Origin of the sequence: Serratia sp. AXJ-M, assembly GCF_046531865.1 — a bacterium.
Taxonomy (GTDB): Bacteria; Pseudomonadota; Gammaproteobacteria; order Enterobacterales; family Enterobacteriaceae; genus Serratia; species Serratia liquefaciens.
Window position 1 is genome coordinate 1,854,296 of sequence record NZ_CP059394.1, and the last position, 25,307, is coordinate 1,879,602.

Annotated in this window: 27 protein-coding genes and 1 tRNA gene; 7 read left to right on the forward strand and 21 right to left on the reverse strand. The window is 55.5% G+C overall.

Annotated elements, in window-relative coordinates:
• Positions 1-4: 4 nt before the first annotated feature.
• Positions 5-457: a YccF domain-containing protein gene (locus H0S68_RS08605; RefSeq protein WP_020826176.1), complete on the reverse strand. Its 453-nt coding sequence runs from the start codon at positions 455-457 to the stop codon at positions 5-7.
• Between the two features lie 166 nt (positions 458-623).
• On the opposite strand from H0S68_RS08605, the gene helD reads away from it, so the two are divergent.
• On the forward strand, positions 624-2,678 hold the full coding sequence (gene helD, locus H0S68_RS08610; protein ID WP_198639823.1) for a DNA helicase IV: 2,055 nt from the start codon (positions 624-626) through the stop codon (positions 2,676-2,678).
• Positions 2,679-2,711: 33 nt separating this feature from the next.
• Here the strand turns inward: helD and H0S68_RS08615 are convergent, their stop codons facing one another.
• Both H0S68_RS08615 and H0S68_RS08620 read right to left on the reverse strand, forming a co-directional pair.
• Positions 2,712-3,170, reverse strand: coding sequence for a methylglyoxal synthase (locus H0S68_RS08615; protein ID WP_020826178.1), 459 nt, complete (start codon positions 3,168-3,170; stop codon positions 2,712-2,714).
• Positions 3,171-3,290: 120 nt separating this feature from the next.
• Positions 3,291-3,962, reverse strand: coding sequence for a DUF2057 family protein (locus H0S68_RS08620; RefSeq protein ID WP_122078283.1), 672 nt, complete (start codon positions 3,960-3,962; stop codon positions 3,291-3,293).
• A gap of 260 nt (positions 3,963-4,222) precedes the next feature.
• Between H0S68_RS08620 and H0S68_RS08625 the strand changes: the two genes are divergently transcribed.
• The gene (locus H0S68_RS08625; protein WP_046373973.1) at positions 4,223-4,636 is read left to right on the forward strand and encodes a CoA-binding protein; all 414 of its coding nucleotides are present in this window, start codon (positions 4,223-4,225) and stop codon (positions 4,634-4,636) included.
• Positions 4,637-4,702: 66 nt separating this feature from the next.
• Here H0S68_RS08625 and hspQ read toward each other — a convergent pair whose 3' ends face one another.
• Both hspQ and rlmI read right to left on the reverse strand, forming a co-directional pair.
• The gene (gene hspQ, locus H0S68_RS08630; protein ID WP_020826181.1) at positions 4,703-5,020 is read right to left on the reverse strand and encodes a heat shock protein HspQ; all 318 of its coding nucleotides are present in this window, start codon (positions 5,018-5,020) and stop codon (positions 4,703-4,705) included.
• A gap of 61 nt (positions 5,021-5,081) precedes the next feature.
• Positions 5,082-6,272, reverse strand: coding sequence for a 23S rRNA (cytosine(1962)-C(5))-methyltransferase RlmI (gene rlmI / locus H0S68_RS08635; protein ID WP_044549619.1), 1,191 nt, complete (start codon positions 6,270-6,272; stop codon positions 5,082-5,084).
• A gap of 92 nt (positions 6,273-6,364) precedes the next feature.
• On the opposite strand from rlmI, the gene yccX reads away from it, so the two are divergent.
• The gene (gene yccX / locus H0S68_RS08640; RefSeq protein ID WP_020826183.1) at positions 6,365-6,643 is read left to right on the forward strand and encodes an acylphosphatase; all 279 of its coding nucleotides are present in this window, start codon (positions 6,365-6,367) and stop codon (positions 6,641-6,643) included.
• A 4-nt stretch (positions 6,644-6,647) separates the two neighbouring features.
• Here yccX and tusE read toward each other — a convergent pair whose 3' ends face one another.
• Together tusE and yccA are read right to left on the reverse strand one after the other, a co-directional pair.
• A complete protein-coding gene (gene tusE / locus H0S68_RS08645) occupies positions 6,648-6,977 on the reverse strand; it encodes a sulfurtransferase TusE (protein ID WP_020826184.1) in 330 nt (109 codons plus the stop codon).
• A 111-nt stretch (positions 6,978-7,088) separates the two neighbouring features.
• Positions 7,089-7,748 carry an FtsH protease modulator YccA gene (yccA, locus tag H0S68_RS08650; protein ID WP_004942825.1) on the reverse strand — a complete coding sequence of 220 codons (660 nt, stop codon included), beginning with the start codon at positions 7,746-7,748 and terminating at the stop codon, positions 7,089-7,091.
• A gap of 229 nt (positions 7,749-7,977) precedes the next feature.
• Here yccA and H0S68_RS08655 point away from each other — a divergent pair.
• Positions 7,978-8,065: transfer RNA gene (locus tag H0S68_RS08655), tRNA-Ser, on the forward strand.
• A 124-nt stretch (positions 8,066-8,189) separates the two neighbouring features.
• On the opposite strand, the gene H0S68_RS08660 is transcribed toward H0S68_RS08655, so the two are convergent.
• Positions 8,190-10,184 (reverse strand): BCCT family transporter, encoded by a 1,995-nt coding sequence (locus H0S68_RS08660; protein ID WP_020826185.1) that lies wholly within the window; start codon positions 10,182-10,184, stop codon positions 8,190-8,192.
• A gap of 477 nt (positions 10,185-10,661) precedes the next feature.
• On the opposite strand from H0S68_RS08660, the gene H0S68_RS08665 reads away from it, so the two are divergent.
• On the forward strand, positions 10,662-10,877 hold the full coding sequence (locus H0S68_RS08665; protein ID WP_020826186.1) for a hypothetical protein: 216 nt from the start codon (positions 10,662-10,664) through the stop codon (positions 10,875-10,877).
• 96 nt (positions 10,878-10,973) lie between these two features.
• Here the strand turns inward: H0S68_RS08665 and H0S68_RS08670 are convergent, their stop codons facing one another.
• The 8 genes from H0S68_RS08670 to H0S68_RS08705 form a co-directional block, all read right to left on the reverse strand.
• The gene (locus H0S68_RS08670) at positions 10,974-12,383 is read right to left on the reverse strand and encodes a c-type cytochrome (protein ID WP_410529312.1); all 1,410 of its coding nucleotides are present in this window, start codon (positions 12,381-12,383) and stop codon (positions 10,974-10,976) included.
• On the reverse strand, positions 12,380-14,035 hold the full coding sequence (locus H0S68_RS08675) for a GMC family oxidoreductase (protein ID WP_046373969.1): 1,656 nt from the start codon (positions 14,033-14,035) through the stop codon (positions 12,380-12,382). The genes H0S68_RS08670 and H0S68_RS08675 overlap by 4 nt, the downstream gene beginning before the upstream one ends.
• A 15-nt stretch (positions 14,036-14,050) precedes the next feature.
• Complete coding sequence (locus H0S68_RS08680) at positions 14,051-14,611, reverse strand: sorbitol dehydrogenase family protein (RefSeq protein WP_048761961.1); 561 nt, start codon at positions 14,609-14,611, stop codon at positions 14,051-14,053.
• Between the two features lie 409 nt (positions 14,612-15,020).
• Positions 15,021-15,818: a DNA/RNA non-specific endonuclease gene (locus H0S68_RS08685; protein WP_044549633.1), complete on the reverse strand. Its 798-nt coding sequence runs from the start codon at positions 15,816-15,818 to the stop codon at positions 15,021-15,023.
• Positions 15,819-15,983: 165 nt separating this feature from the next.
• Positions 15,984-17,444, reverse strand: coding sequence for a TrkH family potassium uptake protein (locus H0S68_RS08690; protein ID WP_020826191.1), 1,461 nt, complete (start codon positions 17,442-17,444; stop codon positions 15,984-15,986).
• A 139-nt stretch (positions 17,445-17,583) separates the two neighbouring features.
• Positions 17,584-17,895, reverse strand: coding sequence for a hypothetical protein (locus tag H0S68_RS08695; protein WP_020826192.1), 312 nt, complete (start codon positions 17,893-17,895; stop codon positions 17,584-17,586).
• Between the two features lie 229 nt (positions 17,896-18,124).
• Complete coding sequence (gene wrbA / locus H0S68_RS08700) at positions 18,125-18,724, reverse strand: NAD(P)H:quinone oxidoreductase (RefSeq protein ID WP_128864171.1); 600 nt, start codon at positions 18,722-18,724, stop codon at positions 18,125-18,127.
• A 77-nt stretch (positions 18,725-18,801) separates the two neighbouring features.
• Positions 18,802-19,419 (reverse strand): LysE family transporter, encoded by a 618-nt coding sequence (locus H0S68_RS08705; protein WP_410529313.1) that lies wholly within the window; start codon positions 19,417-19,419, stop codon positions 18,802-18,804.
• Positions 19,420-19,487: 68 nt separating this feature from the next.
• Here H0S68_RS08705 and H0S68_RS08710 point away from each other — a divergent pair, with 68 nt between their 5' ends.
• Entirely contained in the window at positions 19,488-20,411 is a 924-nt protein-coding gene (locus H0S68_RS08710; protein WP_130015506.1) for a LysR family transcriptional regulator, read from the forward strand.
• Here the strand turns inward: H0S68_RS08710 and H0S68_RS08715 are convergent.
• Positions 20,395-20,865 (reverse strand): helix-turn-helix domain-containing protein, encoded by a 471-nt coding sequence (locus tag H0S68_RS08715; protein ID WP_020826196.1) that lies wholly within the window; start codon positions 20,863-20,865, stop codon positions 20,395-20,397. The two genes, H0S68_RS08710 and H0S68_RS08715, sit on opposite strands and share 17 nt — an antisense overlap.
• A gap of 119 nt (positions 20,866-20,984) precedes the next feature.
• Positions 20,985-21,560 (reverse strand): helix-turn-helix domain-containing protein, encoded by a 576-nt coding sequence (locus tag H0S68_RS08720; RefSeq protein ID WP_020826197.1) that lies wholly within the window; start codon positions 21,558-21,560, stop codon positions 20,985-20,987.
• 67 nt (positions 21,561-21,627) lie between these two features.
• On the opposite strand from H0S68_RS08720, the gene H0S68_RS08725 reads away from it, so the two are divergent.
• Positions 21,628-22,542: a DMT family transporter gene (locus tag H0S68_RS08725; RefSeq protein ID WP_046373961.1), complete on the forward strand. Its 915-nt coding sequence runs from the start codon at positions 21,628-21,630 to the stop codon at positions 22,540-22,542.
• Between the two features lie 24 nt (positions 22,543-22,566).
• Here the strand turns inward: H0S68_RS08725 and rutG are convergent, their stop codons facing one another.
• The 3 genes from rutG to rutD form a co-directional block, all read right to left on the reverse strand.
• On the reverse strand, positions 22,567-23,886 hold the full coding sequence (gene rutG / locus H0S68_RS08730) for a pyrimidine utilization transport protein G (RefSeq protein WP_130015507.1): 1,320 nt from the start codon (positions 23,884-23,886) through the stop codon (positions 22,567-22,569).
• 66 nt (positions 23,887-23,952) lie between these two features.
• Entirely contained in the window at positions 23,953-24,480 is a 528-nt protein-coding gene (gene rutF / locus H0S68_RS08735) for an NADH-dependent FMN reductase RutF (RefSeq protein WP_020826200.1), read from the reverse strand.
• 14 nt (positions 24,481-24,494) lie between these two features.
• Complete coding sequence (gene rutD, locus H0S68_RS08740; protein ID WP_129940252.1) at positions 24,495-25,298, reverse strand: pyrimidine utilization protein D; 804 nt, start codon at positions 25,296-25,298, stop codon at positions 24,495-24,497.
• Between the last annotated feature and the right edge of the window lie 9 nt (positions 25,299-25,307).

A 25,307-nucleotide genomic window follows, 5' to 3' on the forward strand; every position in this document is an offset into this window, starting at 1 on the left:
AAAATTAACGCTGCTGATACTGACGACGGGCATTTTCAGTTCTGGCCTGTTGCGCCATTTCTACTGAGACCACGCGACGCCCAACCGGCCACAGGGCAATGGCGGCGATTTTGAAATTGGCAATGCCCACCGGAATGCCAATAATAGTTACGCACTGCACAATACCGGCGGCGATATGCGACAGGCAGAGCCACCAGCCGAACAGGATCAGCCAGACAATATTCAGCAGCGAGCCGCTAGCGGAAAGCAGCGCATTACTTTTTTCCGGGTAAAGCTCATTAACGTGAATAGCTTCATTACCGAACGGCAGTAACGACAGCTTGGTGATCTCCCAGCAGGAGCGAGTCAGTGGCAGGGTGATGATCAACAGCACGCTAAATACCGTGGCGATCAGCCAGCCCAGGGTAGTGACAAAACCGCCCAACACAAAATTAAGAATATTCAGTACAGTACGCATAGTCGTCATTCTGCTCTAATGATGGCCAAACCGCGATGCGGTTGCGTTTGCTATCAAAACGCAAAATCTATTCTACCCTTTTTTTAGCGCTAGAGTGCCACTGCTTATCGCAGGTAAACTGGCAGATATCCGTTATTTAATCTCAACATAGTCATGGCGCGAAGATATGGAACTTAAAGCGACATCGCTGGGGAAACACCTGGCTCAGCATCCTTATAACCGCGTGCGGTTGCTGCACGCCGGGGTCGAGGTGAGCGGTGAAAAGCATGAATACCTTATTCCTTTCAATCAGTTGATTCAGGTTAGATGCAAGCGCGGCATCGTCTGGGGCGAGCTGGAGTTTGAGCTGCCGGATGAAAAAGTGGTGCGCCTGCACGGGACTGAATGGCAGGAAACTCAGCGTTTCTATCATTACCTCCAGCAGGCCTGGCAGCAGTGGAGCGCTGAGATGAGCGAGGTCAGCGCCGGCGTTTTGCAGCAACAGGTCGAACATATTCAGCGAATTGAGCAGCAGGATAAGTGGTTTAAGAAATCCGAACTGGGCAAGTTGCAGCAACAGATTCGCCAGTCTTTCGGTGCTTTGCCCATGCCGGTTGCACGGCTGGAGGAATTTGACAACTGTCGGGAAGATTATCAACTCTGCCGCCAATGGCTGCAGCACGGGTTGCACAGCGTGGAGCAGCGTAACCGGCAGTGGACCGAACGGATGCTGGAGACGCACCAGGATTTCTTCCAGAGCATAGAAAGCTCACCGCTGAACGACTCGCAAAGTCGCGCCGTAGTTAACGGTGAAGACTCGGTATTGGTATTGGCCGGAGCAGGCAGCGGAAAAACCTCGGTATTGGTGGCGCGCGCGGGCTGGCTATTGCGCCGTCAGGAGGCCGAACCCGGGCAAATACTGCTGCTGGCATTCGGTCGCCAGGCGGCGGAAGAGATGAACGAACGCATTCAGGAACGGCTGGGCGGCGTGGCTATCCAGGCCAAAACCTTCCATGCACTGGCACTACAGATTATCCAACAGGGCAACCGCAAGGTGCCGGCGATCAGTAAGCTGGAAACCGACAGCAAGGCTCGCCGGGCTTTGCTGATTACCCATTGGCAGCAGCAGTGCGCAGAGAAAAAAGCCCAGGCTAAAGGCTGGCGCCAATGGTTGATTGAAGAGTTGGAATGGGAAGTGCCCGAAGGCGATTTTTGGCAGGACAAGCGCCTGGCGGAGCGGTTAGCCGGCAGACTCGAACGCTGGTTGGGCCTGATGCGCATGCACGGCGGTAGCCAGGCAGAAATGATCGAACAGGCGGATGAAGAGATCCGTGACCTGTTCTCAAAACGCATTCGCTTAATGGCTCCTTTGCTCAAGGCCTGGAAAGGGGCGTTGAAAGAGGAAGGGGCGGTGGACTTCTCAGGCCTGATCCACCAGGCGGTCAATATCTTGGAGAAAGGTCGGTTCGTCAGCCCGTGGAAACACATCCTGGTGGACGAGTTCCAGGACATTTCACCCCAGCGTGCGCAATTACTGGCAGCGTTGCGTAAACAAAATAAACAAACCTGCCTGTTTGCGGTAGGTGACGACTGGCAGGCCATTTACCGCTTCAGCGGGGCCGAGCTGACGTTGACCACCGCCTTTGCCGAGAACTTTGGCGAAGGTGCCCAGTGTGCGCTCGATACCACTTACCGTTTCAATGATCGTATCGGCGAGATCGCGAACCGTTTTGTGCAACAGAACCCGCATCAGCTGAAAAAACCGTTGAACAGCCTGAGCAAGGGCAATAAGAAATCGGTGATTTTATTACCGAATGAGCAGCTTGAAAATCTGTTGGACAAGCTGAGCGGTTATGCCAAGCCGGATGAGCGAATTCTGGTGCTGGCACGCTATCACCATTTGAAACCGCAGGCGCTGGCAAAAGCGGCGACCCGTTGGCCAAAACTGACCCTCGAGTTTATGACCATTCACGCCAGTAAAGGGCAGCAGGCGGAGTACGTGATCATCGCCGGTTTGCACCAAGGCAGCGACGGTTTTCCGGCGGTCGCGCGTGAGTCGGTATTGGAGGATGTTTTGTTGCCGCAGCCGGAAGATTTCCCGGATGCCGAAGAGCGGCGACTGCTGTATGTAGCGCTGACTCGCGCCAAGCACCAGGTCTGGTTACTGCAGGATCGTGAACGTCCGTCGGTCTTCGTTGAACAACTGCAGGATCTCGGCGTTCCTGCTCAGAAGAAGCCTTAAAATTAAGGCCTGGCGGAAACCAGGCCGCGAGCGTTACTTCAGGCGATCCTGCAAATAGCGCTGATAATCAGGAATGGCAATTTCCACTTCACGTTTGAAGAGTGAAGAATCGATCAGGAAATCCGCCGTTGAGCGGTTGGTGGCGACGGGAATGTTCCATACCGTCGCCAGACGCAGCAGCGCTTTCACATCCGGATCGTGGGGAACCGCATTGAGGGGATCCCAGAAGAAGATCAGCATATCTATTTTGCCTTCGGCAATCAGCGCGCCGACCTGCTGATCGCCTCCCATCGGGCCGCTTAACATGCTTTGCACCGGAATGCCGCTGGCACGCTGGATCAGGTTACCGGTAGTGCCGGTGGCGTACAGTTGATGATGCTCAAGGACGGATTTGTTTTCTTCAACCCAGGCAAGCAGGGCTTGTTTGCGGTGATCGTGTGCCACCAGCGCAATGTGTTTACGCGCGGCGATAGTGCGGGTAGTAAATTCCATCTCGATGTCCTTCGCTAATCAGGGGATGTGCGACAGATTACTGAAACTGTTTTTCACTGCCTAGCGTTTACACCTGAAAATGCGAAGAAAGCGCGCCTTTAAATAAAGGCGCCGGTAATCTTAACGCACGGGCTGTTTATTCGCCCAATGGAGGAAACGCTTTTGCGTCTCTTTGTCCGCCTGCTGGAACCAGTATTGCAGCATCTGTTCGGAAACGTTTTCACCCTTCAAAGTGACCGTGGGGGAGTTCAGCGCGGCACTGGCGAGCGGAGAGGAAGGCGTAGTCGCGCGCACCTGGGTGAAAGCCGGCACCGAGGCCGGGCGGTTTTGACTGTTGTAGTCCGCCATGACTTTTTCCAAATCGACGCTGAGCGTGGCGCCATCGGCATGCAGCACGTCGTGTTTCATCGCCAGCGCGTTACCGTTCTTATCAATCACTTGATAGTTGAGCGTTTTATCGAATCTTTGGCCATCACGTACATTTTCAATACGCGGCAGCTCAATGGCAACGGAGCTGACATTCTGCGTACTGAAGGTCGCGATCAGCGGAGGGGAGGTATAGGCAGTTTGTTCGTGCTGTCCTGAACGTACAGACTTGGCCACTTTAAACAGCAACTGATGTTGCCCGCCATCCAGCTCCAGGCTGTCGGCACCTTTTAACAACGCTCCTGTCATTTTCTTGCCGTCGACCACCAGCAGATCGATGTCCGGGGAGAGTTTCAGGGTCGTAGCCACGGCAGGCATGCTGATACTGATGCTGAGCAGCCCCGCAACCATCAGACCAAATTTCATGGTTATCTCCTTATAAGTGGCATCGCTATTAGTGTTGAACACGCCATAGATTGTGTCAAAGTTTTTCAGCATTACGGTTTGGTTTACAAATGTACACATTTATTTTCATTTGGACATTTATTTGAGCCGGATATGCTGGCAGTGACAGCATCAGACCGCAAAAGTGGCCGGGAGTTTCCGCATGGTTGCGTTTAGCCGATTTAAAGCCGATAGAGTACACTCGGAACAGGGAAATCGCCCGTTGATGATTGGAGCCGAAGATGCAAGACCACGAGATTGCCGACCTGCTCAAGCAGGTGAAAACCATTGCGCTGGTGGGTGCCAGTGATAATCCATCCCGGCCCAGCTTTGGTGTCATGGCTTATTTGCTGTCACAGGGATATCAGGTAACGCCGGTCAGCCCCAAGCTGTCAGGGCAAACGTTGCTTGGCCAGCAGGCCTATGCCACGCTGAAAGATATTCCGCACCCGGTGGACATGGTTGATGTGTTCCGTAATTCGGAGGCGGCGTATGGCGTAGCGCAAGAGGCGATTGCGATTGGTGCCAAAGCGTTATGGCTGCAAATTGGCGTTATTAATGAACAGGCCGAGGCGTTGGCGCGTGAGGCAGGATTGAAGGTGGTAATGGACCGTTGTCCTAAAATCGAGCTTCCTCGCCTGGGTCTGGAGCGCTGAAAGCCGGTAAAAGAAAAGGCCTGACAAATGCCAGGCCCTTATTGGGTGTTTCTCAGGCCTGGCTAATCAGTTGCGCAGGCGCGGGGCTTGGAGCTGGTGACGGATAGATTCCGCCAACTCGTCCAGTGAAGGTTGTTCAGGATGGGCATCCTGGGCTTCGCCATCCAGCTGTGCTTCCGCCAGATAGGTATGCACCGGTTGGCCTTCTTCGTCCTCCATCACCACGTGGTACCAAGGGGCGAAACGTAGATCGGTATTCGCCGCTATTTCATCAGCTTTAGGCTGTTCCATAGAGTATTCAGGGTCGATATCAATTACCACCCCCAAGTACCCCAGCAGCTTATGCCGAACCTGTTGTCCGATACCGAATTTGCTGGCAATCATGATGACCTCCTGAGAAACAGTGCCTTGCTCTCTATATGAGGGCAAAACAGCGTATTTCAAGTTACATCACCCGACACGCAAACCCTTTCAAATACAGCCCTTCAGGGTAAGTCGCAATTACCGGGTGATCGGCAGCCTGACGATACTGCTCTATAAATTGTACATCACGCCCGGCATCTACAGCGGCATCGGCCAAAATTTTCTGGAACAAATCGGTAGGCATCAGACCGGAGCAGGAGAAGCTCAGCAAAATACCGCCTGGATTCAACAACTGAAGCGCTAACATGTTGATATCTTTATAGCCGCGGCAGGCACTGGCCAGCTGGTTTTTATTCTCGACGAACTTCGGCGGATCCATAATGATCAGATCGAATTTTTCACCCTGCGTGCGGTAGTTGCGCAGCAGTTGGAACACGTCATCGCGCACAAACTCGGCCTTGCTCAGATCCAACCGGTTCAGTTCAACGTTCTGTTTGGCGATATCCAACGCCGCTTGCGATGTATCTACGCTGATCACCTGTGAGCAACCGCCCATCAATGCAGATACCGCGAATGCGCCGGTATAAGAGAAGCAGTTAAGCACGCGGCGGCCGGCGGAATAGTTACGGGCAGCCAGGCGGCTGTCGCGCTGGTCGAGGTAAAAACCGGTCTTATGGCCCTGCTGAATGTCCACCAGCAGCTTCATGCCATGCTCGGTGATTGGCAACAGAGCAGGGGGCAGGTCACCTAATACCGGTCCTTGCGCCAACGGCAGGCCTTCTTTCTTACGCACCGCGACGTCTGAGCGATCGTAAATGGCGCATTCCGGGTAGCAATGCTGCAAGGCGGTAATCAGCGCAGCACGTTGATACTCGGCGCCGGCAGACAGCAATTGCAACACCAGGAAATTCTGGAAGCGATCGATGGTGATGCCCGGCATGCCGTCGGATTCACCGGCGATCAGACGGTATCCGTCCAACCCGTCGCGCTTCGCAACCCAATCACGCCAGCTTTGTGCCTGCTGTAAACGGCGGATGAAGAATTCGATGTTAACGTCTTCATCCTGCTGGAAAGTCCAGACACGGGCACGGATTTGCGATTCAGGCGAGTAGGCGCCGCGCGCCAGCCATTTTCCCTGCGCGTCGTGAATATCGATGGTTTCGCCGGACAGGGCTTTACCTTCAATACGTTGAACGGCACCGGAGAAGACCCATGGGTGGCGACGGAGTAAGGACTTTTCACGTCCTTTGGCGAGAAACAGGCGTACGGTCATAATTAAGAATGCTGCCAGCTAGGTAAAAAGAGTGACATTGCCGTGCGTACGCACAGAAAATGCCATAAACGAAATTCGATAAGGGGCCGATTATGACACAAGTTTGTATTGCTGCGTATGTCTATGGCGTGGTGCAAGGGGTAGGGTTTCGCTACAACACCCAGCATCAGGCGACGGCGTTGGGGTTAAGCGGATATGCGCGCAATCTTGATGACGGCAGCGTCGAGGTGGTGGCCTGCGGCGAGCAACCGCAGGTGGATAAGCTGGTGGAATGGCTGAAAAGCGGCGGTCCGCGTAGCGCACGTGTCGATCGCGTGCTGGTGGAACCGCGCGGTACGGCAGATTATCAAGGCTTCAGCATTCGCTATTAGCGTCTCAGATGCATTTTACCGGCTTCGGCAAACCGGCGATTTTTGTTGCCTGTTTGGCCGGGCCTTTGGGGAACAGGCGATAGAGGTAGCGGCTGTTGCCTTTCTCCTCCCCGTACTTCTGCGCCATAGCTTTGACCAGCATGCGGATCGCCGGTGAGGTATTAAATTCCAGGTAAAAGCCGCGCACGAAGCGCACCACTTCCCAATGCGCTTCGGTAAGCGTGATTTCTTCCTGCTCGGCCAGCAGCGGCGCCAGGGCCTCGTGCCAGTCGGCGCTGTTTTTCAGGTAACCTTGTGCGTCAGTTTCAATAACCTGACCTTGATACTCCAACATACTGCCTCGGTAACGGGTAATTCAGAACGGCCGCCAGTTTAGCAAACTTTTACCGCCGCAAAAAATAAAGCCCCGCCGGAGCGGGGCTTTGGGTATGACTCAGACGCCGAATCAGTTGCTGCGCGCGAAGCCCAGAATGCTCAACAGGCTGATGAACATGTTGTACAACGATACGTACAGGCTGACGGTGGCGCGAATGTAGTTAGTCTCGCCGCCGTGAATAATGTTGCTGGTTTCCCACAGGATGGCGCCGGCGGAGAACAGGATAAACAGTGCGCTAATCGCCAGGTGCAGGGCAGGGATCTGCAGGAACAGATTGGCGATCACCGCCACCAGCAGTACTACAAAACCGGCCATCATCATTCCGGACAGGAACGACATATCCTTGCGGGTGGTCAGCACGTAGGCTGAACAGCAGAAGAACACCACTGCGGTGCCTCCCAGCGCCAGCATGATCAGGTCGCCGGCTCCGGTATTAATAAATGAACTGAGGATGGGGCCCAGGGCATAACCCATAAAACCGGTCAGGGCGAATGCCGCCAGGATGCCCGCAGGGCTGTTAGCCAGCTTGTGGGTCAGGAACATCAGCCCGTAGAAGCCGACCAGCATCAGCAGCAGGCCCGGTGCCGGCAGCCCCAGCATGGTGCTGGCGGTTGCGGTGAGTGCCGAGAAAGCCAGCGTCAGTGAAAGCAGAAAATAGGTGTTACGCAGAACCTTATGCGTACTCAGCAATGAGTCGCGCGAGGAGGATGAGACGACAATACGGTCCATAATGATCTCTCTTAGTCAGGTCATCACAAAATTAGTGACGATGATAGGCAGCGCAAGCGTTTGATTAAAGTTTGTTTACCAATCTTTACCCTTAGTTATCATTGCTGCAACCTTGAGCCGGAGTTGGCGGTTTCTTCAACGCTCAAGCGTGAGGTGCTGGTTTTTCGTTCGGTTGAACGGCCTTGGGCTTTACAAGCGGATCAGCTCTGTTTATAGTTCGCCTCGTTGCGGAGGGGTGGCCGAGTGGCTGAAGGCAACGGTCTTGAAAACCGTCGACGGGAAACCGTTCCAGAGTTCGAATCTCTGCTCCTCCGCCATAAATTATGACCCCGTGCTCTCTGAGCGCGGGGTTTTTTTATTGGGTTTAAAAAACGGCAATCGCCGTCGTGGACCCATAAAAAAACCGCCCCGGCTGGGACGGTTTGTCTGGCAAAGCAACCACTAACGCACCAAATGCAGGAAGTGCAGGTGCTTCTCGTACTGGTCGAGAATATCGTGAATGATCTGTTCTTGCGTCCAGCCCATCACATCGTAATCCTGGCCCCCTTCCTTCAGATGAACCTCACCGCGATAGTATTTATGTTCCTCGTCGCGTTCCTCATCTTTCAACCCCGCCAGAGCAAAGGCCGGTTGAATGTAAGCGCGCAGGCGCACTTCATAGACAAAGTTCAGATCTTCCCCTAAATCGACTTCGAAACGGATGCGATCGTCTTGCGAATCGTCAATCGAGGAGGTGGTATTTTGCTTGGCCAGTTCGGCTTCCACCAGCGCCATCGCCGGTTGAACCACTTCACCGACAAAGCGTTTTACCTGAGAACGTTTCGGGAAATAGGCAATATTACGCAAACGCCGCTGCCATGAGATCGGGTTGCGCGCGGCGGTCGGCGCAATCGTGGTCATCATCTGGCTGTCGCGTTTGTAGGCGTCGATACGTAAGGCTTTTAACAACCCGTAGATTGAGACCAGCAGGATCATCGAAAACGGCAGGGCGCTGGCAATAGTCACGGTTTGCAATGCGCTTAAACCGCCGGCAATCAACAACGCAATCGCCACCAGACCCATCAGGGAAGCCCAAAAGATCCGCTGCCATATGGGTGTTTGATCCGAACCGCCCGAAGCCAGCGTATCAACCACCATTGCCCCAGAGTCTGCCGACGTGACGAAGAACACCACGACCATCGCCATGGCGATAAACGACAGAATATTAGAGAACGGGAAGTGCTCCAGGAAGTTGAACAACGCCAGGGCTACGTCGTTTTGCACCGTATTGGCCAGATCGCGCGCCCCTTCGTTCATGATCAAATTAATGGCGCTGTTGCCGAAAACGGTCATCCACAGCAACGTAAAGCCCGCCGGAACGAACAACACGCCGGTAACGAATTCACGGATGGTACGTCCGCGTGAAACGCGGGCGATAAACATGCCGACGAACGGTGACCAGGATAGCCACCAGCCCCAATACAGCAGTGTCCAGCCTCCCAGCCAGTTGCTGGATTTCGGCTCGTAAGCGTAAAGGTTAAAGGTTTTATTGACGATATCGGAAAGATAGCCGCCGGTATTTTCAACAAAGGATTTCAGCAACAGCACGGTCGGGCCGAGTGTACCCACCAGGACCAGCAGCAGCACCGCCAGGCCGAGGTTCAGTTCGGAAAGAATGCGGATGCCCTTATCCAACCCGGAAACCACCGACAGCGTTGCCAGCCCGGTGATCACCACGATCAGCACCACCTGCACCGTTGCATTGATCGGCAAGCCGAACAGGTGATTAAGCCCGGCGTTAACCTGCAACACGCCGTAGCCCAGGGAGGTCGCGACGCCGAACACGGTACCTATTACCGCAAAAATATCGACTGCGTGGCCAATCGGCCCGTATATGCGATCGCCGATGATGGGATAAAGCGCGGAACGCAGCGTCAAGGGCAGGCCATGACGGTAGCTGAAGAACGCCAGGATCAGCGCCACGATGGCATAAATCGCCCAGGCATGCAGGCCCCAGTGGAAGAAGGTTAGGCGCATGGCCTGTTTAGCCGCTTCCACTGTTTCCGGTGTCCCGGTCGGGGGAGAAAGGTAGTGCATCACCGGTTCGGCAACGCCAAAGAACATCAGACCAATGCCCATACCGGCAGAAAACAGCATGGCAAACCAGGAAACATAGCTGAAGTCCGGCTGGGCGTGATCCGGCCCGAGCTTGATATTGCCGTAACGCGATAAACCCAGATAGGTCACGCTCAGCAGGATCAGGGCGACCGCCAGAATGTAAAACCAGCTGGCGTTAGTGAAAATACCCTGTTGCAGCGCCTTGAACTTACGATCGGCTAACTCAGGATAGAAGGCGGCAAAGGCCACCAGGACGATGATTAAAGCGGCAGATATAAAAAATACCGGAGGATTGATATGGCTACGACGTGCCACAATTTCAGTGTCGTTTTGGCTCATAGAATACCTTCTTGCTAGTCCGTTAGGGAATGGGATAGTCCGTTAAAACAACTCCATAAAAAGAGGGGCAAACAGGCTGCCCAAGAAATTAAACTCCGCGAGTATATAGAAAAATCGGGGCAATTTACATTTTTATGGTCAAAAAGGCTGTTTTAAGTGGTTTGGTTAGACGTTTTAGCTATATAAAAACATTGCGATGAGAAAGGGTAATTCACTCTTTTTGCAGGGAAAAACCGGTGCAGAGGATCTTGCATGGCTTTCACTATGACAAAATGCGGGCAAAAACAGGATCAGGCTGCGGGCAGGGTTTCTGAGGCAGTTCAAGGGGGTTTTAGCGGCAGGTAGAGCAGATCATGATAGAAATCCCTATAACAGTGGCCTGAACCCGGAGGGATCTGCCGTTTACTATTGATCCGATCAAGCCAAGGGTTAAAATAGATCCATTCGCTCGCGTTTAACGTTTTCATGGAGATAAAGATGAGCTGGTATCAAATAGCGTTATGGACCATGATCTTTCTGAAGTCCGGTGCCTTTCTGGTGTTCGTTTGGTGGTGGATGTTCAAACGCGCAACCAAGCCTTATGTCCGCCCGCAGGATGTTGTGATTGACGAAACGCCGGATGATGACAATCTGACCATGGAAGAAGTGATGAAGAAACACGGTATTACCCGTGTGGAAAATCAAACGCAATAACCCCCGTTCTTTTCAGATTCGGTCTGCGAACTATCCCTGTGGAAATGCGGCAATGCCTGCAAGCCGGGGATAGCTCCCCAGCCTGCAGTCATCAATTCAGCGCCGTTTTCTCCCCAACAGCCATGCCATAAAGATCAACGCCACCACCGCAATGCCGATTGCCGGGGCCATATAAGGCTGCAGCATCGCCAGCAGTGGCACCGGGCCACCCAGGCGCAATACGGTCACGTCCGCAGCGCTGACCTTCACTGCGGGATTGCCGTACTGCTGCAGCACATAATTGCTGATAGCGGCGATCTGCTGGTCGTTCAACGGATTGACGTACGACAGCGGGCCAAAGTTCGGCATCAGCACGTGCTGATCGCCCACCTTTCGCTCGACCCCGAACAGTATGGCCGAGATCAGGTTGGCCGGATTGCTTGAACCGGTGGCGGTATTATTGAACAGCGAAGGATAAGCCTGGTTTTTGCTGCCGCTGCCGTCCGGTTGGTGGCAACTGGCGCAGTTGCCGCTGAATAACGCTGCGCCGTCGGTAACGGTGTTGTTGGCATTGGCAGGCTGCAACCCGCGCAGCTGAGGCTCAACGTTCAACGGCTTGCCGTAACTGTCGGCCGGCTGGCTATCCTTGGCATCTCTGACAGGCGCGGTGCTTTTCAGGTAAACGGCGATAGCCGCCAGATCGTCATCGGAAAAATATTGCAGGCTGTTTTCGATGGCTTCCGCCATGCCGCCCGCAGCCTGGTTTTTGCCGACCACCCGACCGGTTTTCAGGTACTGCACCAGTTGCTGGTTGCTCCAGCCGCCGATACCGCTGATCGGGTCTGACGTGATATTGGGAGCGTACCAGCTGCCGACCATGCCACCCGCAAGAGCCTGACTGCTGTCTTCAGCCATCAGCAGGTTGCGCGGGGTATGGCAGGTGTCGCAGTGCCCAGGTCCGTTAACCAGATAAGCCCCCCGGTTCCATTGCGCGCTTTTGGCCGCATCGGGTGCAAATCGGCCGTCTTTGAGAAACAGCAGATTCCAGGCGGCCATGCTAAAGCGCAGGTTGAACGGGAAGGGCAGGTCGGTCAGCGTATTTTTCTGATCGACCGGCTTCACGCCGTGCATAAAGTAGGCATACAGCGCCTTGATGTCCTCATCGCTCAACCTGGTATAAGAGGTATAGGGCATGGCGGGATAGAGGTGGGTGCCATCGGCACGGATCCCGTCCCTGACGGCACGAGCAAACTGCTCTTCGCTATAACTGCCAATGCCCTCCGCGTTTGATGGGGTGATGTTGGTTGCGTAAATCACGCCCATGGGGGAACTGATACCATAGCCGCCGGCAAAGGGGGTACCGCCTTCGGGTTTGGTGTGGCAGGCCTGGCAGTCCGAGGAGATAGCAATTTGCTCGCCTTTTTTAATCAACGCCGCACCGCTTAACTCTCCGTTATCCGCCGCCTGCACGGCGCTGCCGCCGAGCAACAGCAGGGATAATAGCGTCAATTTCGCCTGTTTTTTCATGGTTTCACCGCCAGTGCCCGCGCAATGTCATCGGCGGCCTTGATGCCCAGAGCTGCCATGGTCAAGGTGCTGTTCACCACGCTGGCGGAAGGAATTGCGCCGCCGCCCGGCAACCAAAGGTTGGCATGGTCATGGGTGCGGCAGTTGCCATCGACCACCGAGTCTGCTGGGTTATCGCCCATGATGGTGCCGCCCATGATGTGGTTATTGGCATTCAGGCTGGTGGTGATGTTGAACTCTTCGGCGTCGAACAGTTGGCCGATATGTTCCAATTGCTTATGTGCGGCCTCTGCGCCTTTACGCACGTAATCGCCGACATCGTAGTGGATGTCCGGGCAAGGCAAACCGTGGGCATCCTTGCGGGTTTTACTCAGCGTCAGGCGGTTATTGGGGTCTGGTAACGGTTCCAGGCTGATGGATAAATCGACGCCGTAAGCGGCGCGGCGGCGTATTTCGGCATCCAATTCTTTACCGACCAAGCCTTGTTCCAGCGCCTTCTGGGTGGCAGGCACGACCCGGTTGATGTTGTTGAGGATCATCTTATTGGCCGAGTAGTCTTTGCGGAACTCACCGTCACGTGGGCCGACCAGGCAACTGCTCTGCGCCGGGCCACGCCCGAGCCACAGCGGCTCTTTCGCCAGGAAAGTACAGTGAAAACCGGAGTGATCCATCATGTTGCGACCGACCTGGTCGGAAGCGTTGGCGATGCCGTTCGGGTTGCGATCGTTGGCCGCCATCAGCAGCAGGCGCGGCGTTTCTATGCCGTTACAGGCCAGTGCGAAAGCCTTGGCCGTGGCCTGGTGAGACTGCTTTTTGTTGTCAAGCCAATGCACCGCAGTGACCCGATTTTGTTCATCGGTATCTATCTTGTAGACCACCGCTTCCGCCAGCACCACCGCACCTTTCATTTCAGCACGTTCAACATGATGAATGCCGTTGTACATGGCGCCGATGGGGCAAATGGGCTGACAGTTGTTGTTGCCGCAGCAGGTTGGACGGCCCTTCCACGGGTGGGTACTGCGCCCCTGTGGGATCGGGACTGAACGGTAGCCGTGCGGGTTAACCACTTCGGCAAAACGAATATCGCCATGCGCCCAGGGCACCATATCCATCGGGTAGGGTTTGCTGCGTTCAACCGGCGACTGCTGCTGCGGATCGTTAGGGCCCGCCACGCCAATTTCCTCTTCGGCCCGGCAATAGTACGGCTCAAGTTCATCATAGGAAATCGGCCAGTCGCGGCCAACGCCGTACAGGGTTTTCATTTGGAAATCGCTGGGCAGGTGGCGCCAGCAGGACGCGGCCCAGTGCCAGGTGGTGCCGCCGACGGTACGCAGATACCCTTGCTTGAAGCTGCCTGCGCTCGGGCCGCTCAGGGCGACATAGTTGTTTTCAGGAAAATAGAGCGGAGCGGTGGCAAACTCTGATTGCGGGTACAACCCTTGATAATCGGAGCCGGCGCGGTTATCAAAAGGCATATTGCGCCAGTTTTCTACGGCCTGGGCGCGTTCAATACGCAGGCCTGCTTCCAGCACCAGCACAGAATAACCCTGGCTGACTAATTGATCGGCCATCATGCCGCCCACAATGCCGGAGCCCACGATCACGATATCGGCCGAGGCGTTGCCATCGGCAGTAAATTCAGGTTTTTTCATCAGAAGACTCTCAGATCACAGGGAAGCGTTGACCGCTGGAGGGGGAGCGGTCCACCACAACGGGCCATTGCCGCAGTAGGTGGGAACGATCAGTGCGTCGCTGGCGGGGCGGTACATCAACGCGTCTTTATAGGCAATCAGCTCAGCCGTTTGGCCGTGGCCGACGGTGCCGGTATACCAGGCGGTGATAATGGCGGTCACCAGGGCCTGCAAGCCGGCCTGAATGGCCAGTTGTTGCAGCTGTTTTGCGCTTTGACCCGACTGTAACAGCCCACCAAGCTGCTCAACCTGCGTGGCGAACTGATCATTCTGATTATGTAAGGCTGTAAAAATACGCGCCGACATTCCCTGATCGATGTCCTCATGTTCGCTCAATGTCTGGGATATTTTGAAGAAACGAGCAAACTGCAGCGGGTTGGCCGCCGCGGTATGTTGTTCAGCCAGGCTGAGGAACGGGTAACTGAGCAATGACGTTGCCAGCAGGGTTGAGGCCAGCCCCAGCAGCACTTCCCGTCGACTGAAACCGGTTCCATTTTTGGTCGGTAACTCACCATCGTCTGATAACAAATTTTCCATGTGTTTTTCTCACAAAACAGGTGTTATTGCCAAAGCAGGCAAAAGAGAAGGGGTAAAGAGAGATAAAAAATAATCAACAATGGGATAAATGCATTGTTTACGGTTCGGTATCTAATAATTTGGCGGGATATTAACTTGCCGATAACTTTTCGGCAATAAACTTGCTCAAACGCCCTGATAAAAAAGCACAGAAAGAATAAAAAAGACCGGAGGTGTGGCCGCTTGGCGGGAGAGTGAACGGTGCCGTAGCGGGTATTTAAAGATAATTAATGACGGTAAATAACATTATTTCCGCTATTAGGACGGGTTTAAAACGGGGTATTAATAAGTAATGTTTATATTTAAATCACAGGTGCCGTCATTATATTGACCAATAAAAACCCGCCGTAGCGGGTTTTTGGTCATTATTTTAGCTCTTGCAACCCATCAGTTCTGGCAGCACGCCCGGTTTGGCTTTCAGCGAAGCCTGTACGTCGTCGGGCAGACCAGCCCAAATAATCAGCCCGGTGCGTTTCTCGATTTCATTCACCGTGACGCGATATTGGCAGAAATCGGCATTTTTCGGGGTGTTTTGGTCAAACAGAAACGCCGCATAGTGGTTCACTTCCGGGCTGTTATTGATAAAGATGACCTTCCAGTAAGCGCTGGGAATGGTGTGCGCTTTCTGGGTGCCCGGCAATTTTCCCATATTGCGTTCGTACAGTGGGCCGGTCACGGTATACACCGAACTGATGTCCGCCCGGTCAATCAGCTTGCGTTCCTGATCTTCCAGCCGTGCCCAGGAGCCCTGGTTAAGATCGGCCATCTGCGGGGTGATATTGGAAAGGTAGTTCAGTGATTCCCAGTCAGAGACGCCCGCCAGTGAGGCCAGCGGCGCCTGATGCCCGCGGTCAACTTTCAGTGCCGCGTTGGCACCGGTGTAATCTGCCGGTACCAATGTATCTGCCGGGTTCAGTGCCGGATCGGCCTTCCAGTTACGGGTTTTCCCGCTGGCCGGCGTGTCTTTGGTGATGTGATAAGCCACCCAGTTGGCGAACTTGGTGGTGCTGTTGTTGTTCAGCGTATAAGCATGGCGGACGATGGACACGTTACTGCTGCCACCGGTGGGGCAACCGACCGCGCAGTTGTCGATAGATTCCAATGCCTCGGCGGAAGCCTGGGCGGTAAACAGGACGGTTACCAGAGCTAACATCTTGTTAAAACGCATATTCATATCCTCAATAAGTTACAATAATACTGTATGTATTTACAGTGTTTGTAACTTATCGCAGTGAAACGAATACAACAATGCAACACATTCACGTTACGAATGTGTCAGCATTGGTACAGCAAGGTGGATTAAAACAGCCTGTAAATGGCGGGCTACAAAGCCTTAAAAACGCCAAAAGGCACGCGAGCACAATATCAGCATGGGGTAGATCTCAAGGCGGCCGAGCAGCATCGCCGCGCACATCAACCATTTCGCCGCATCGCTAAGCGTACCAAACCCCGCGGCAGTTTCGCCGAAGCCCAACCCCATGTTATTGATGCAGGCGGCCACGGTGGCGAAAGAGGTCACCAGATCATAGCCCATCAGGTTCAGCAGCCAGATGAAGAAGCAGCTGAAAAAAACGTACAGAAAGAAAAAGCTCCAGACCGACCGTAACACCCGATCGTGAATCGGCGCGTTGCCGACCTTGATGGTGTAAACGGCATTGGGATGCACCAACTGGTTGATCTCATGCCGGCTTTGTTTGTACATGATCAGAAAACGCAGCGCCTTGATGCCGCCGCAGGTGGAGCCCACGCAGCCACCGAAAAAGCTCGCCGCCAATAACAACATAATGGTGTGAGAGGGCATTTTGGCATAGTCGGCGGTGGCCAAACCGTTATCGGTCATCATCGAACTGGTGAGAAAGAAGCCATGCACGAAGGAGTCCTTGGCGCCGTACATGCCGGAACGATAAAGCTCGAGGCAAACAATCGCCACGATAATCGACAGCACCAGCAGGAAGAAGCGCAGCTCCGGGTTTTTATACAATGGTTTCAGGCTGCGGCGGCCTACGGCAACGAAATACAGGGTGAAGTTCACCGCCGCCAGAATGGAGAAAATGCCGCCGACCATTTCGACCGCCGAGCTGTCGTAATAGCCCAGGCTCTCATTGCGGGTGGAAAATCCCCCAAGCGATACGGTGGAAATCCCATGGCAAAGGGCATCGAACCACGGCATGCCGGCAATGCGGAAAGCCACCGTACAGGCCAGCCCCAGACCGAGATAGATCAGCCACAGGTTTTTCGAGGTATCAGCCAGCCGTGGCGTCAGTCGCTCTTCTTTGAATGGCCCGGGCATTTCCGACTGATAAAGCTTGGCGCCACCGATACCCAGCAGCGGCAGCACGGCCACGGCTAACACAATGACGCCGAGACCGCCGATAAAGTTGAGCTGGGAACGGTAGTAGAGAAAGGATTTAGGTATGCCCGAGACATCGTTAAGTACCGAAGCGCCGGTGGTGGTGATGCCGGACACGCCTTCGAACATCGCGTCCGTCAGGCTGACGTTCAGCGTGTCATCGAGCCACAGCGGCAGGGCGCTGATCATCGAAAACAGCAGCCAGAACATGACGATAATCAGAAAACCGTCCTGGGTACGCAATTGTACTTTGGCCTGACGGGTGCTGAACCAGCCTAACCCACCGAGCGATCCGGCAATCACCAGGGTATAGAAAAAGGAGAAAACGCTTTTTTCTTTATAGAGCAGCGCCACCAGCAGAGGTGGAATCATTGACAGGCTGTAAAGGAAAACTAAAAAACTGCAAAGATGAATAACGACCAATATCTGCTTATTCTTGACCATAATACTTGCGCCCGAGTTGCCTGACGGCAATGAGTCAATTTATTCTTTAAGCCTGAAAGAATAAGGCAGGCGATATAAAAATAACGTAAAAATTCATATCGCCTGAAAGGGTTGGCACGTTTTTTAATCGCAATGGCGATTATTCCAACAGGGTGTTTACGGTGCGACGCACGTATTGCGTCATTTGCGCCAGATCCTCGGGGGACACCGGCCCACCGCCGGCACGTACCACCTGCTGTTCTATTTGAGCAATTTCCTGCTCGACCTTATTGGCAATCTGTACCTTGACGATCTTATCCACCGACGAGAGCAGCACCTTCAACACCACTTTCAGCGCCACATTCTCGCAGAACGAATCGTAGTGATGAACCGCAGGCGGTGCTGCGGGGGGCTCGGGTGCGCGCGGGGCCATAGCCTTGAAACTGTCTACATTTTCAATAATAAGATCCATGTCTCTTATTAGTTCATCAAAATCTTTAGACACTGACTTATTTCCCTTCGCTATGCGCAAAAACAGAACGCCCGTCATCAGGGCAAAGGCCGGTGATTGGCGGGCAGAACGAATTTCGACCGTGACGTTCAGGTAGTGAATGGCAGGCTGAGCGGCATTTTAACCTTGCCGGGGGTTGGCAACAAGATGGGGCCGCAGGAATCCGCGGCCCCATCGGGCAGGTGATAGCTTAACTTTTCAGTTTGGCGGTGATTTTCGCTACGTGTTCACCCTGGAAGCGGGCAATGGCCAGCTCTTCCGCACTGGGCTGGCGCGAACCGTCGCCACCGGCAATGGTGGTTGCTCCGTAAGGGGTGCCGCCGCGGGTTTGTGAAACGTCAAACAGCTCGGGTGCTCCGTAACCGATAGGCACAATAATGAAACCGTGGTGCGCCAGCGTGGTCCAGGTTGAGCTGATGGTGTGCTCCTGACCACCGCCGGTACCGGTGGAAGAAAATACGCTGCCTACCTTGCCGTACAGCGCGCCGGAAGCCCAGAGCCCGCCGGTTTGATCGAGGAAGGTCCGCATTTGGCCCGCCATGTTGCCAAAGCGGGTTGGGGTACCGAAGATGATGCCGTCGTAATCGGCCAGTTCCTGCGGGCTGGCGACAGGAGCCTGTTGATCTTGCTTGCCGCCGGCTTTGGCAAAGGCTTCTGACGGCATGGTTTCCGGCACGCGTTTCAGGGTAACTTCTACGCCACTGACCTTGCGTGCGCCTTCCGCTACCGCGTTCGCCAGGGTTTCAATATGTCCGTACATTGAGTAATACAGTACCAAAATTTTCGCCATGTTCCGTTCTCCGCTGTGGTGGATGAAAGAGATGCTTCCTAAGCATAGGAGTGAATGCGGAACTTGGCCTTGTGGCCTTATCTCATCCCGGCTATCGCCAGCAGCGCCCCGAAGGCAATCAGCAGGCCACCGAATACCCTGTCTATGCCTTTGCGCAGGCGCAGCAGTCGCGCATTGATGCTCGGCGCGGAAAACAGCAGCGCAACGGCGCTGAACCACAGGATATGGGCCAGGGCGATAAACAAGCCGTAGCCGATTTGCACCGCCAACGATGTCTGTGGATTAACCACCTGCATAAACAGGCTGACGACAAAAATGGTGGTTTTCGGGTTCAGCGCATTGGTTAAAAAGCCGGTTTTCAGCGCGGCGAAATCGCTGGCAGCGGTGGGGGGCGTGCCGCCAGAAACCCTGGCAGCACCGGCATTACGCAGCATGCTGACACCCAGGTAAATCAGGTAGGCAGCGCCAATCATCTTCAACAGGGTGAATAGCCACAGCGATTGCTGGATCACCACGCCGACGCCGATCAGGGTGTAGCTCACGTGGATCAACACCCCGGCGCCAATGCCGCAAGCGGTCACCACGCCGGCACGACGGGAAAGCAACAGGCTGTTGCGCGACACCATGGCGAAATCAGGCCCTGGGCTAATGACGGCAAGTAAAGTGATGGTGACGACAGCGATGAGTTCGGTCATAGTAATCCTGTAGATGAATCAGAAAAGAGTGGCTGATTTATAAAGGGAATAGCCAACGGTGACAAACGATGAAAACTGACGATTTCGGTGAGAAAAACTCACGCAAAATAAGCCGGCCACTGTCATTGGGCGGATTGCGATGCTTTGAAGCGGCGGCCAGGCTGGAAAGTTTCACCCAGGCGGCGAACAGTTTAAACCTGACGCACGGGGCGGTGAGTCGTGCGGTCAGGGCGCTGGAGGATGAGCTGGGTATTGCGTTGTTTGAACGTCGTCATCGGCGGGTGTATCTGACGGCCGCCGGGCGGACGTTGTTTCAGGCGTCGCAGCAGGCATTCGGCATCCTGGAGCAGACTGCGCAACAACTGCGGCAGCAGGCACAGGACGCACCGCTGGTATTGTCCTGTGAGCCGACGCTATTGATGCGTTGGCTGATACCCCGCCTGCCTGCGTTTCAGTTGGCGCATCCGGACATCCATCTGCAGTTGGTCGCGGGCGGCGGGCCATTTTCGTTTCACGACGGCATCAGCGCCGCCCTACGGCGCAACGATTTTGACTGGGGCGATAAGCTGCACAGCCAGTGGCTGTTCAACGAGCAAGTCGGGCCGGTATGCAAGCCTGAAATGCTGCCGCGTTTTATCGCTCTCCACGCCGGTCAGCCGCAGTTGAGCCGCGATGCGGTGCTGTTACATTCGGCCACCCGGCCTGATGCCTGGCGGCATTGGGCTCAGCAGCAGAGTGTGTCGCTGGAAGGCTGTCCAGAGCAGCGTTTCGATCACTTTTACTTCAGCTTGCAGGCGGCGGTGGCGGGGATAGGCGTCGCTATTGGCCCTTGGCAGCAGGTGCGGGATGATGTGGCCGGTGGGCTACTGAGCGCCCCCTTTGGTTTTACGTCGGACGGTAGCGGTTATTGTCTGCTGACACCGCAAGAAATCAGGCCGGGCAGCGCGCTGGCCCGGCTGGCTGACTGGCTGAAACTCAGTGCAGACGCTTGAGCTTTTGCTCCAGGCGCTGGCGTTGCCAACGGCTGAAGAAGTCGCGTAACAGCAGGGTGCGCGTCGCGCGCATAATCACCGCGATACTCATGCCGGCCATGGCCCAAAGCGACCACAGATATTGCGGATGAGTAAACCAGTTAATGGCGAACAACAGCACTGCGATAAATGCGAACCTCACTATCATGCGCAGCAGCCTGCCTTCTTCCTCCACCTGTCGGCGAATCGCCTGCTCGGCCTGGCTGCTGTCGCTGTTTTCCTGTTGCGGCGGCTGGTTGAGATCGCCAATCTGTAACTCCAGCGCCGCAGCTATCGCGGTCAGGGTTTCCAGGCTGGCCTGCTCGCCATTTTCAAGGCGCTGAACGGTACGGGTGCTAAGCCCGGCAATGCTGGCCAATTGTTCCTGAGACCAGCCTTTTTCCAGCCGTAATTGCCGGATGCGGTAAGTTTGCATTGCACGCTCCAAAAATGAACCTTCATTGAGGCCAAGTGTAGGAGTTGAGGCCGTTGACCGCCACGACAGGCGCATGACATCTGTACGACAGCCAGGTGACAACCCGCTGAGTATGCGGGTTAGAAGGTGACGTTACGGATAAAGCGCAGCGGAAAATCGGTGCGGTTGGCGTAGGCATAGTGCTGATCGCTGTTGAACACCTGGGTTTGGCCGGCGTCCAGCGTCAGGGTTTGCTGTTCCAGCACCAGCGTCAGGCTGCCGGTAATCACGTAGATTATTTCACTCCAGCCTTCGGCATCCGGCACAGAATCGTAGTGCTCGCCGGGCATCAGCGTCCATTCCCAAAGCTCAACCCGCTGACGAGCAGGCACGCTGGCGGCAAACAAAGCCTGACTTGCCGGCTGTACGCCTTGCCATGCCAATTCGCCGACCAAATGGCTGCCGCGCGCTTCGGGAGCCTGGATCAGATCGGTGAAGGCGATATTTAATGCTTCGGCCAATTTGTCCAACACCGCCAGGCTGACGTTGCGGTCACCGGCCTCGATGCCGGCCAGCATGCGGCGGCTGACGCCGGATTTTTCCGCCAGCATCACCTGGCTTAGCCCCGCCTGCTGGCGATAGCCACGCAGGTTGCTGCTCAGGTATTGCAACACCTTGGGCGCTTCATGTTTACCGCTGTTCACCGTATTGCTCATCCCAGGGCTTTACCTCATACTGGCAGGATCTGTGCATTATATTGCACCCAGCAGGAAGGGCAAGCCGGTGTCTGCAGTAAAAAAATCCTCTATTTTCACTTTCATTCCCACGATAAAGCGGCAGGAAGCGGTGCTGATTTTCATCACCATGATCTGGGGCGGAACCTTTCTGGCGGTCCATCTTGCGATGCAGGTCAGCGGGCCGTTCTTCTTCGTGGGTTTGCGCTTCGCTGCGGCTACGCTGGTGCTGACGTTATTCTCCCTGCGCAGCTTACGCGGATTGACCTGGTATGAGCTGAAAGCGGGCGTGTTTATCGGTATCGCCATCATGTTCGGTTACGGCCTGCAAACCGTGGGGCTGCAAACCATCAGCAGCAGTCAGTCGGCGTTCATCACCGCCATGTATGTGCCGATGGTGCCGTTATTGCAGTGGTTGGTGCTCGGGCGTTTCCCCGGCGTTATGGCCTGGGTCGGCGTGTTATTGGCCTTCAGTGGCCTGATGCTCTTGGCCGCGCCAAGCAGTGCCGATATGGCGCTTAGCATCGGCGAGATCCTGACGTTGATTGGCACGCTGGGCATGGCTGCCGAGATCATTTTGATTGGTGCCTATGCGGGCAAGGTTAACGTTAAGCGGGTGACGGTGGTGCAATTGGCAACGGCCTCGCTGGCTGCGTTTCTGATGATGGTACCGACCGGCGAGTCGGTACCGCCTTACAGCAATTACCTGCTCTACAGCGCAGTCGGTCTGGGGCTGGCCAGCGCCATCATTCAAGTGACGATGAACTGGGCGCAACGAAGCGTTTCGCCGACCCGTGCCACGGTCATTTATGCCGGCGAGCCGGTGTGGGCCGGGCTGGTGGGGCGCATTGCAGGCGAGCGTTTGCCGGGCGTAGCGCTATTGGGCTGTGCGCTGATCGTATTGGGCGTGCTGGTCAGCGAAATGCGTATTCGACGTAAAGCAAAGGCGGCGTTGGTTGAATAAGGCCCGGCAAGCCGGGCCGCGGTGCTAACGGGTAGCGCTGTCCGCCAGTGGCAAGATTTTACGGTTGCGCAATAGCGCATTGAGGATAATGGCACCGAAAGTGGCGGTGCCAATGCCCCCCATGGTGAAGTTGCCGAGGGTTAACGCAAAGTCCCCTGCACCCAACACCAGCGTTACCGCCACCATAATCAGGTTGCCGTTATCCCCCAGATCAACCTTGTTCTGCACCCAGATGCGCGCGCCGGCGACGGCAATCAAGCCGAACACCACGATCGAAGCACCACCCAGCACCGGCCCGGGAATAGTGTGGATCAATGCACCGAACTTGGGTGAAAACCCCAGCACAATCGCTACCGCTGCGGCGGCGACAAACACCAGCGTGGAGTAGATTTTGGTGACCGCCATCACCCCGATATTTTCGGCATAGGTCGTCACTCCGGTGCCCCCGACCGAGCCGGAAAGCATTGTCGCCAACCCGTCGCCGACGAAGGCGCGACCGATATAAGGGTCAAGATCCCGGCCGGTCATGCCCGCTACCGCTTTCACATGCCCGAGGTTTTCCGCCACCAAAATGATCGCCACCGGGGCAATCAGCAGCATGGCATGCAGGTTAAATACCGGGGCGGTGAATTGCGGCAGACCGAACCAAGGGGCCTGGCTCAGTGCGCTGTAATCTACCGGTTTGCCGAGGCCGAAACCGTTGGTCGCCACGACGTAAATCAAATAGGCGGCGATCAGGCCAACCAGGATCAGCAACCGCTGCATAAGCCCGCGGGTAAAAACCGCCACCGAACCGATACACAAGATAGTGACCACCGCCATCCAACTGTCAAAATGGGAGGCTGAAACGCTGCGCACCGCAATGGGCGCCAGGTTGAGGCCGATAGCCATGACCACCGCCCCTGTCACTACCGGCGGCATCAGCCGCTCTATCCAACGGGTGCCAACGCTCATCACCACGAAACCGATCAGCAGATACACCAGCCCGCAGGCGATGATGCCACCGAGCGCCAGGGCAATATTGGGGTTGGCGCCCTGGCCGCTGTAACCGGTCAGGGTGATGACCAGCCCGACAAATGCCGCGCTCGAGCCGAGATAGCTCGGTACCCGACCGCCGACCACCAGAAAAAACAGCAGCGTGCCGATACCGGACATCAGAATGGCCAGATTGGCGTCAAAGCCCATCAGCAAAGGCATCAGCACCGTAGCACCAAACATCGCCACCGCATGCTGCAAACCCATCACCAACGTCTGGGTCACTGGCAGCCGTTCATCGGGCGCAACAACCGCACCGTCCAGATTGCCTTGCTTCAGCCGCCATTGGGGAAACCAGGTATTCGCCATCGTCATCTCCAAAATATTGAGGTGCAGGTTAGGGTTACAGATGCGAGCGTTGCGGCTACGCGCCGATCATTGTTTCAACAGCGAGTGATAACGCCGGTCAAAATAGGCCAGGCCGTGGCTGTGGTCATTGCGGGCCAACGCCACCGCCTGACAGAACAGAATGTCGTGGGTGCCGACGCTGACAATCTGGCTGATTTGGCAATCGAAAGAAGCCAGCGCGCCGTGCAAAATCGGGGCGCCGGTCACCAGCGTAGACCAGCGAGCGGCGGAGAATCGCATGTCCATCGGCGTTTTGCCGCCGAACAGATTCGACAGCGATTCGTGCTCTGCCGCCAGCGTATTGACGCACAGCGTTTGGTTTTGCTTGAACACCGCATACACCGACGCCGAGCGGTTCAGGCACACCAGCAACGTGGGGGGCGTGTCGGTGACGCTGCATACCGCAGAGGCGGTAAAACCGGCGCGGCCTGCGGGGCCGTCGGTGGTAATGATATTCACCGCCGATCCCAGGCGGGCCATGGCATCGCGGAAGTCTTGTTTTTCTACGTACGCTGGTTGCAGCGGTGCATCGGCAAACCCTGTTTGGCTTTGCATAAGGTGTCTCCGGGCTAGAGGGCGAGGCTGCTGCTGGCGTTCGGCGTTTTCAATAGCCAGTCCAGCAGGGTGCGGTTGAAAGTTTCGCTGTCGGTCACGCTCATCGCGTGGCCGCCGTAGGTCATCTGCGCCAGCTCGCCGTTGGGCAGGCTTGCTGCCAGCTGATGCGAACAGAGATAGGGCACCAGCAGATCGTCGCGAGCGCACAAGGCCAGGGTTGGTGTGGTGATGTCCGCCAGGTGAGGGCGGAAATCGGTATTGATCAATGCATTCAGGCGGCGCAGCAGGTTTTCTGTGCCCTGAAAATGCGCGGTTTGGTGCTGCAACTCTTCACCTAGCAAGGCTTCGTGCTGCGATAGCCAGTCGGCGGGGAACAGAAACAGCGGCTGGGCGCGCACATAGGCTTCAACGCCGCTGTTAAGCAGCAGATCCTGTCGGACGTGGAAGCAGCGCCGGGTCTGGCTGTCCAGCGCCGGCCAGCCGTTGACCACCACCAGTTTTTCCAGCAACTGCGGCTGGGTGAGCGCCAGTTGCAGGCCAATCATGCCGCCCAGTGCGTGGCCGACGAAATAACAGCGTTCGATACTGAACGAACGCAGCAGTTGCGCTACTTCATCCGCCATATCGGCCATGCTATAGCCGTCCGGTACCACGCCTTTGCTGCGGCCGGTGCCATAGTGATCGTAAATGACCACCCGGAAATGCCGGGTTAGCGCGTCAATCTGCGGTTGCCAGAAGCTACCCGAGCCACCGAGGCCTGCGGACAGCACCAGCGTCGGCGCCAGTGGCGTATCTTTTCCCAAAATCTCAAAGTACATGCTCGATCC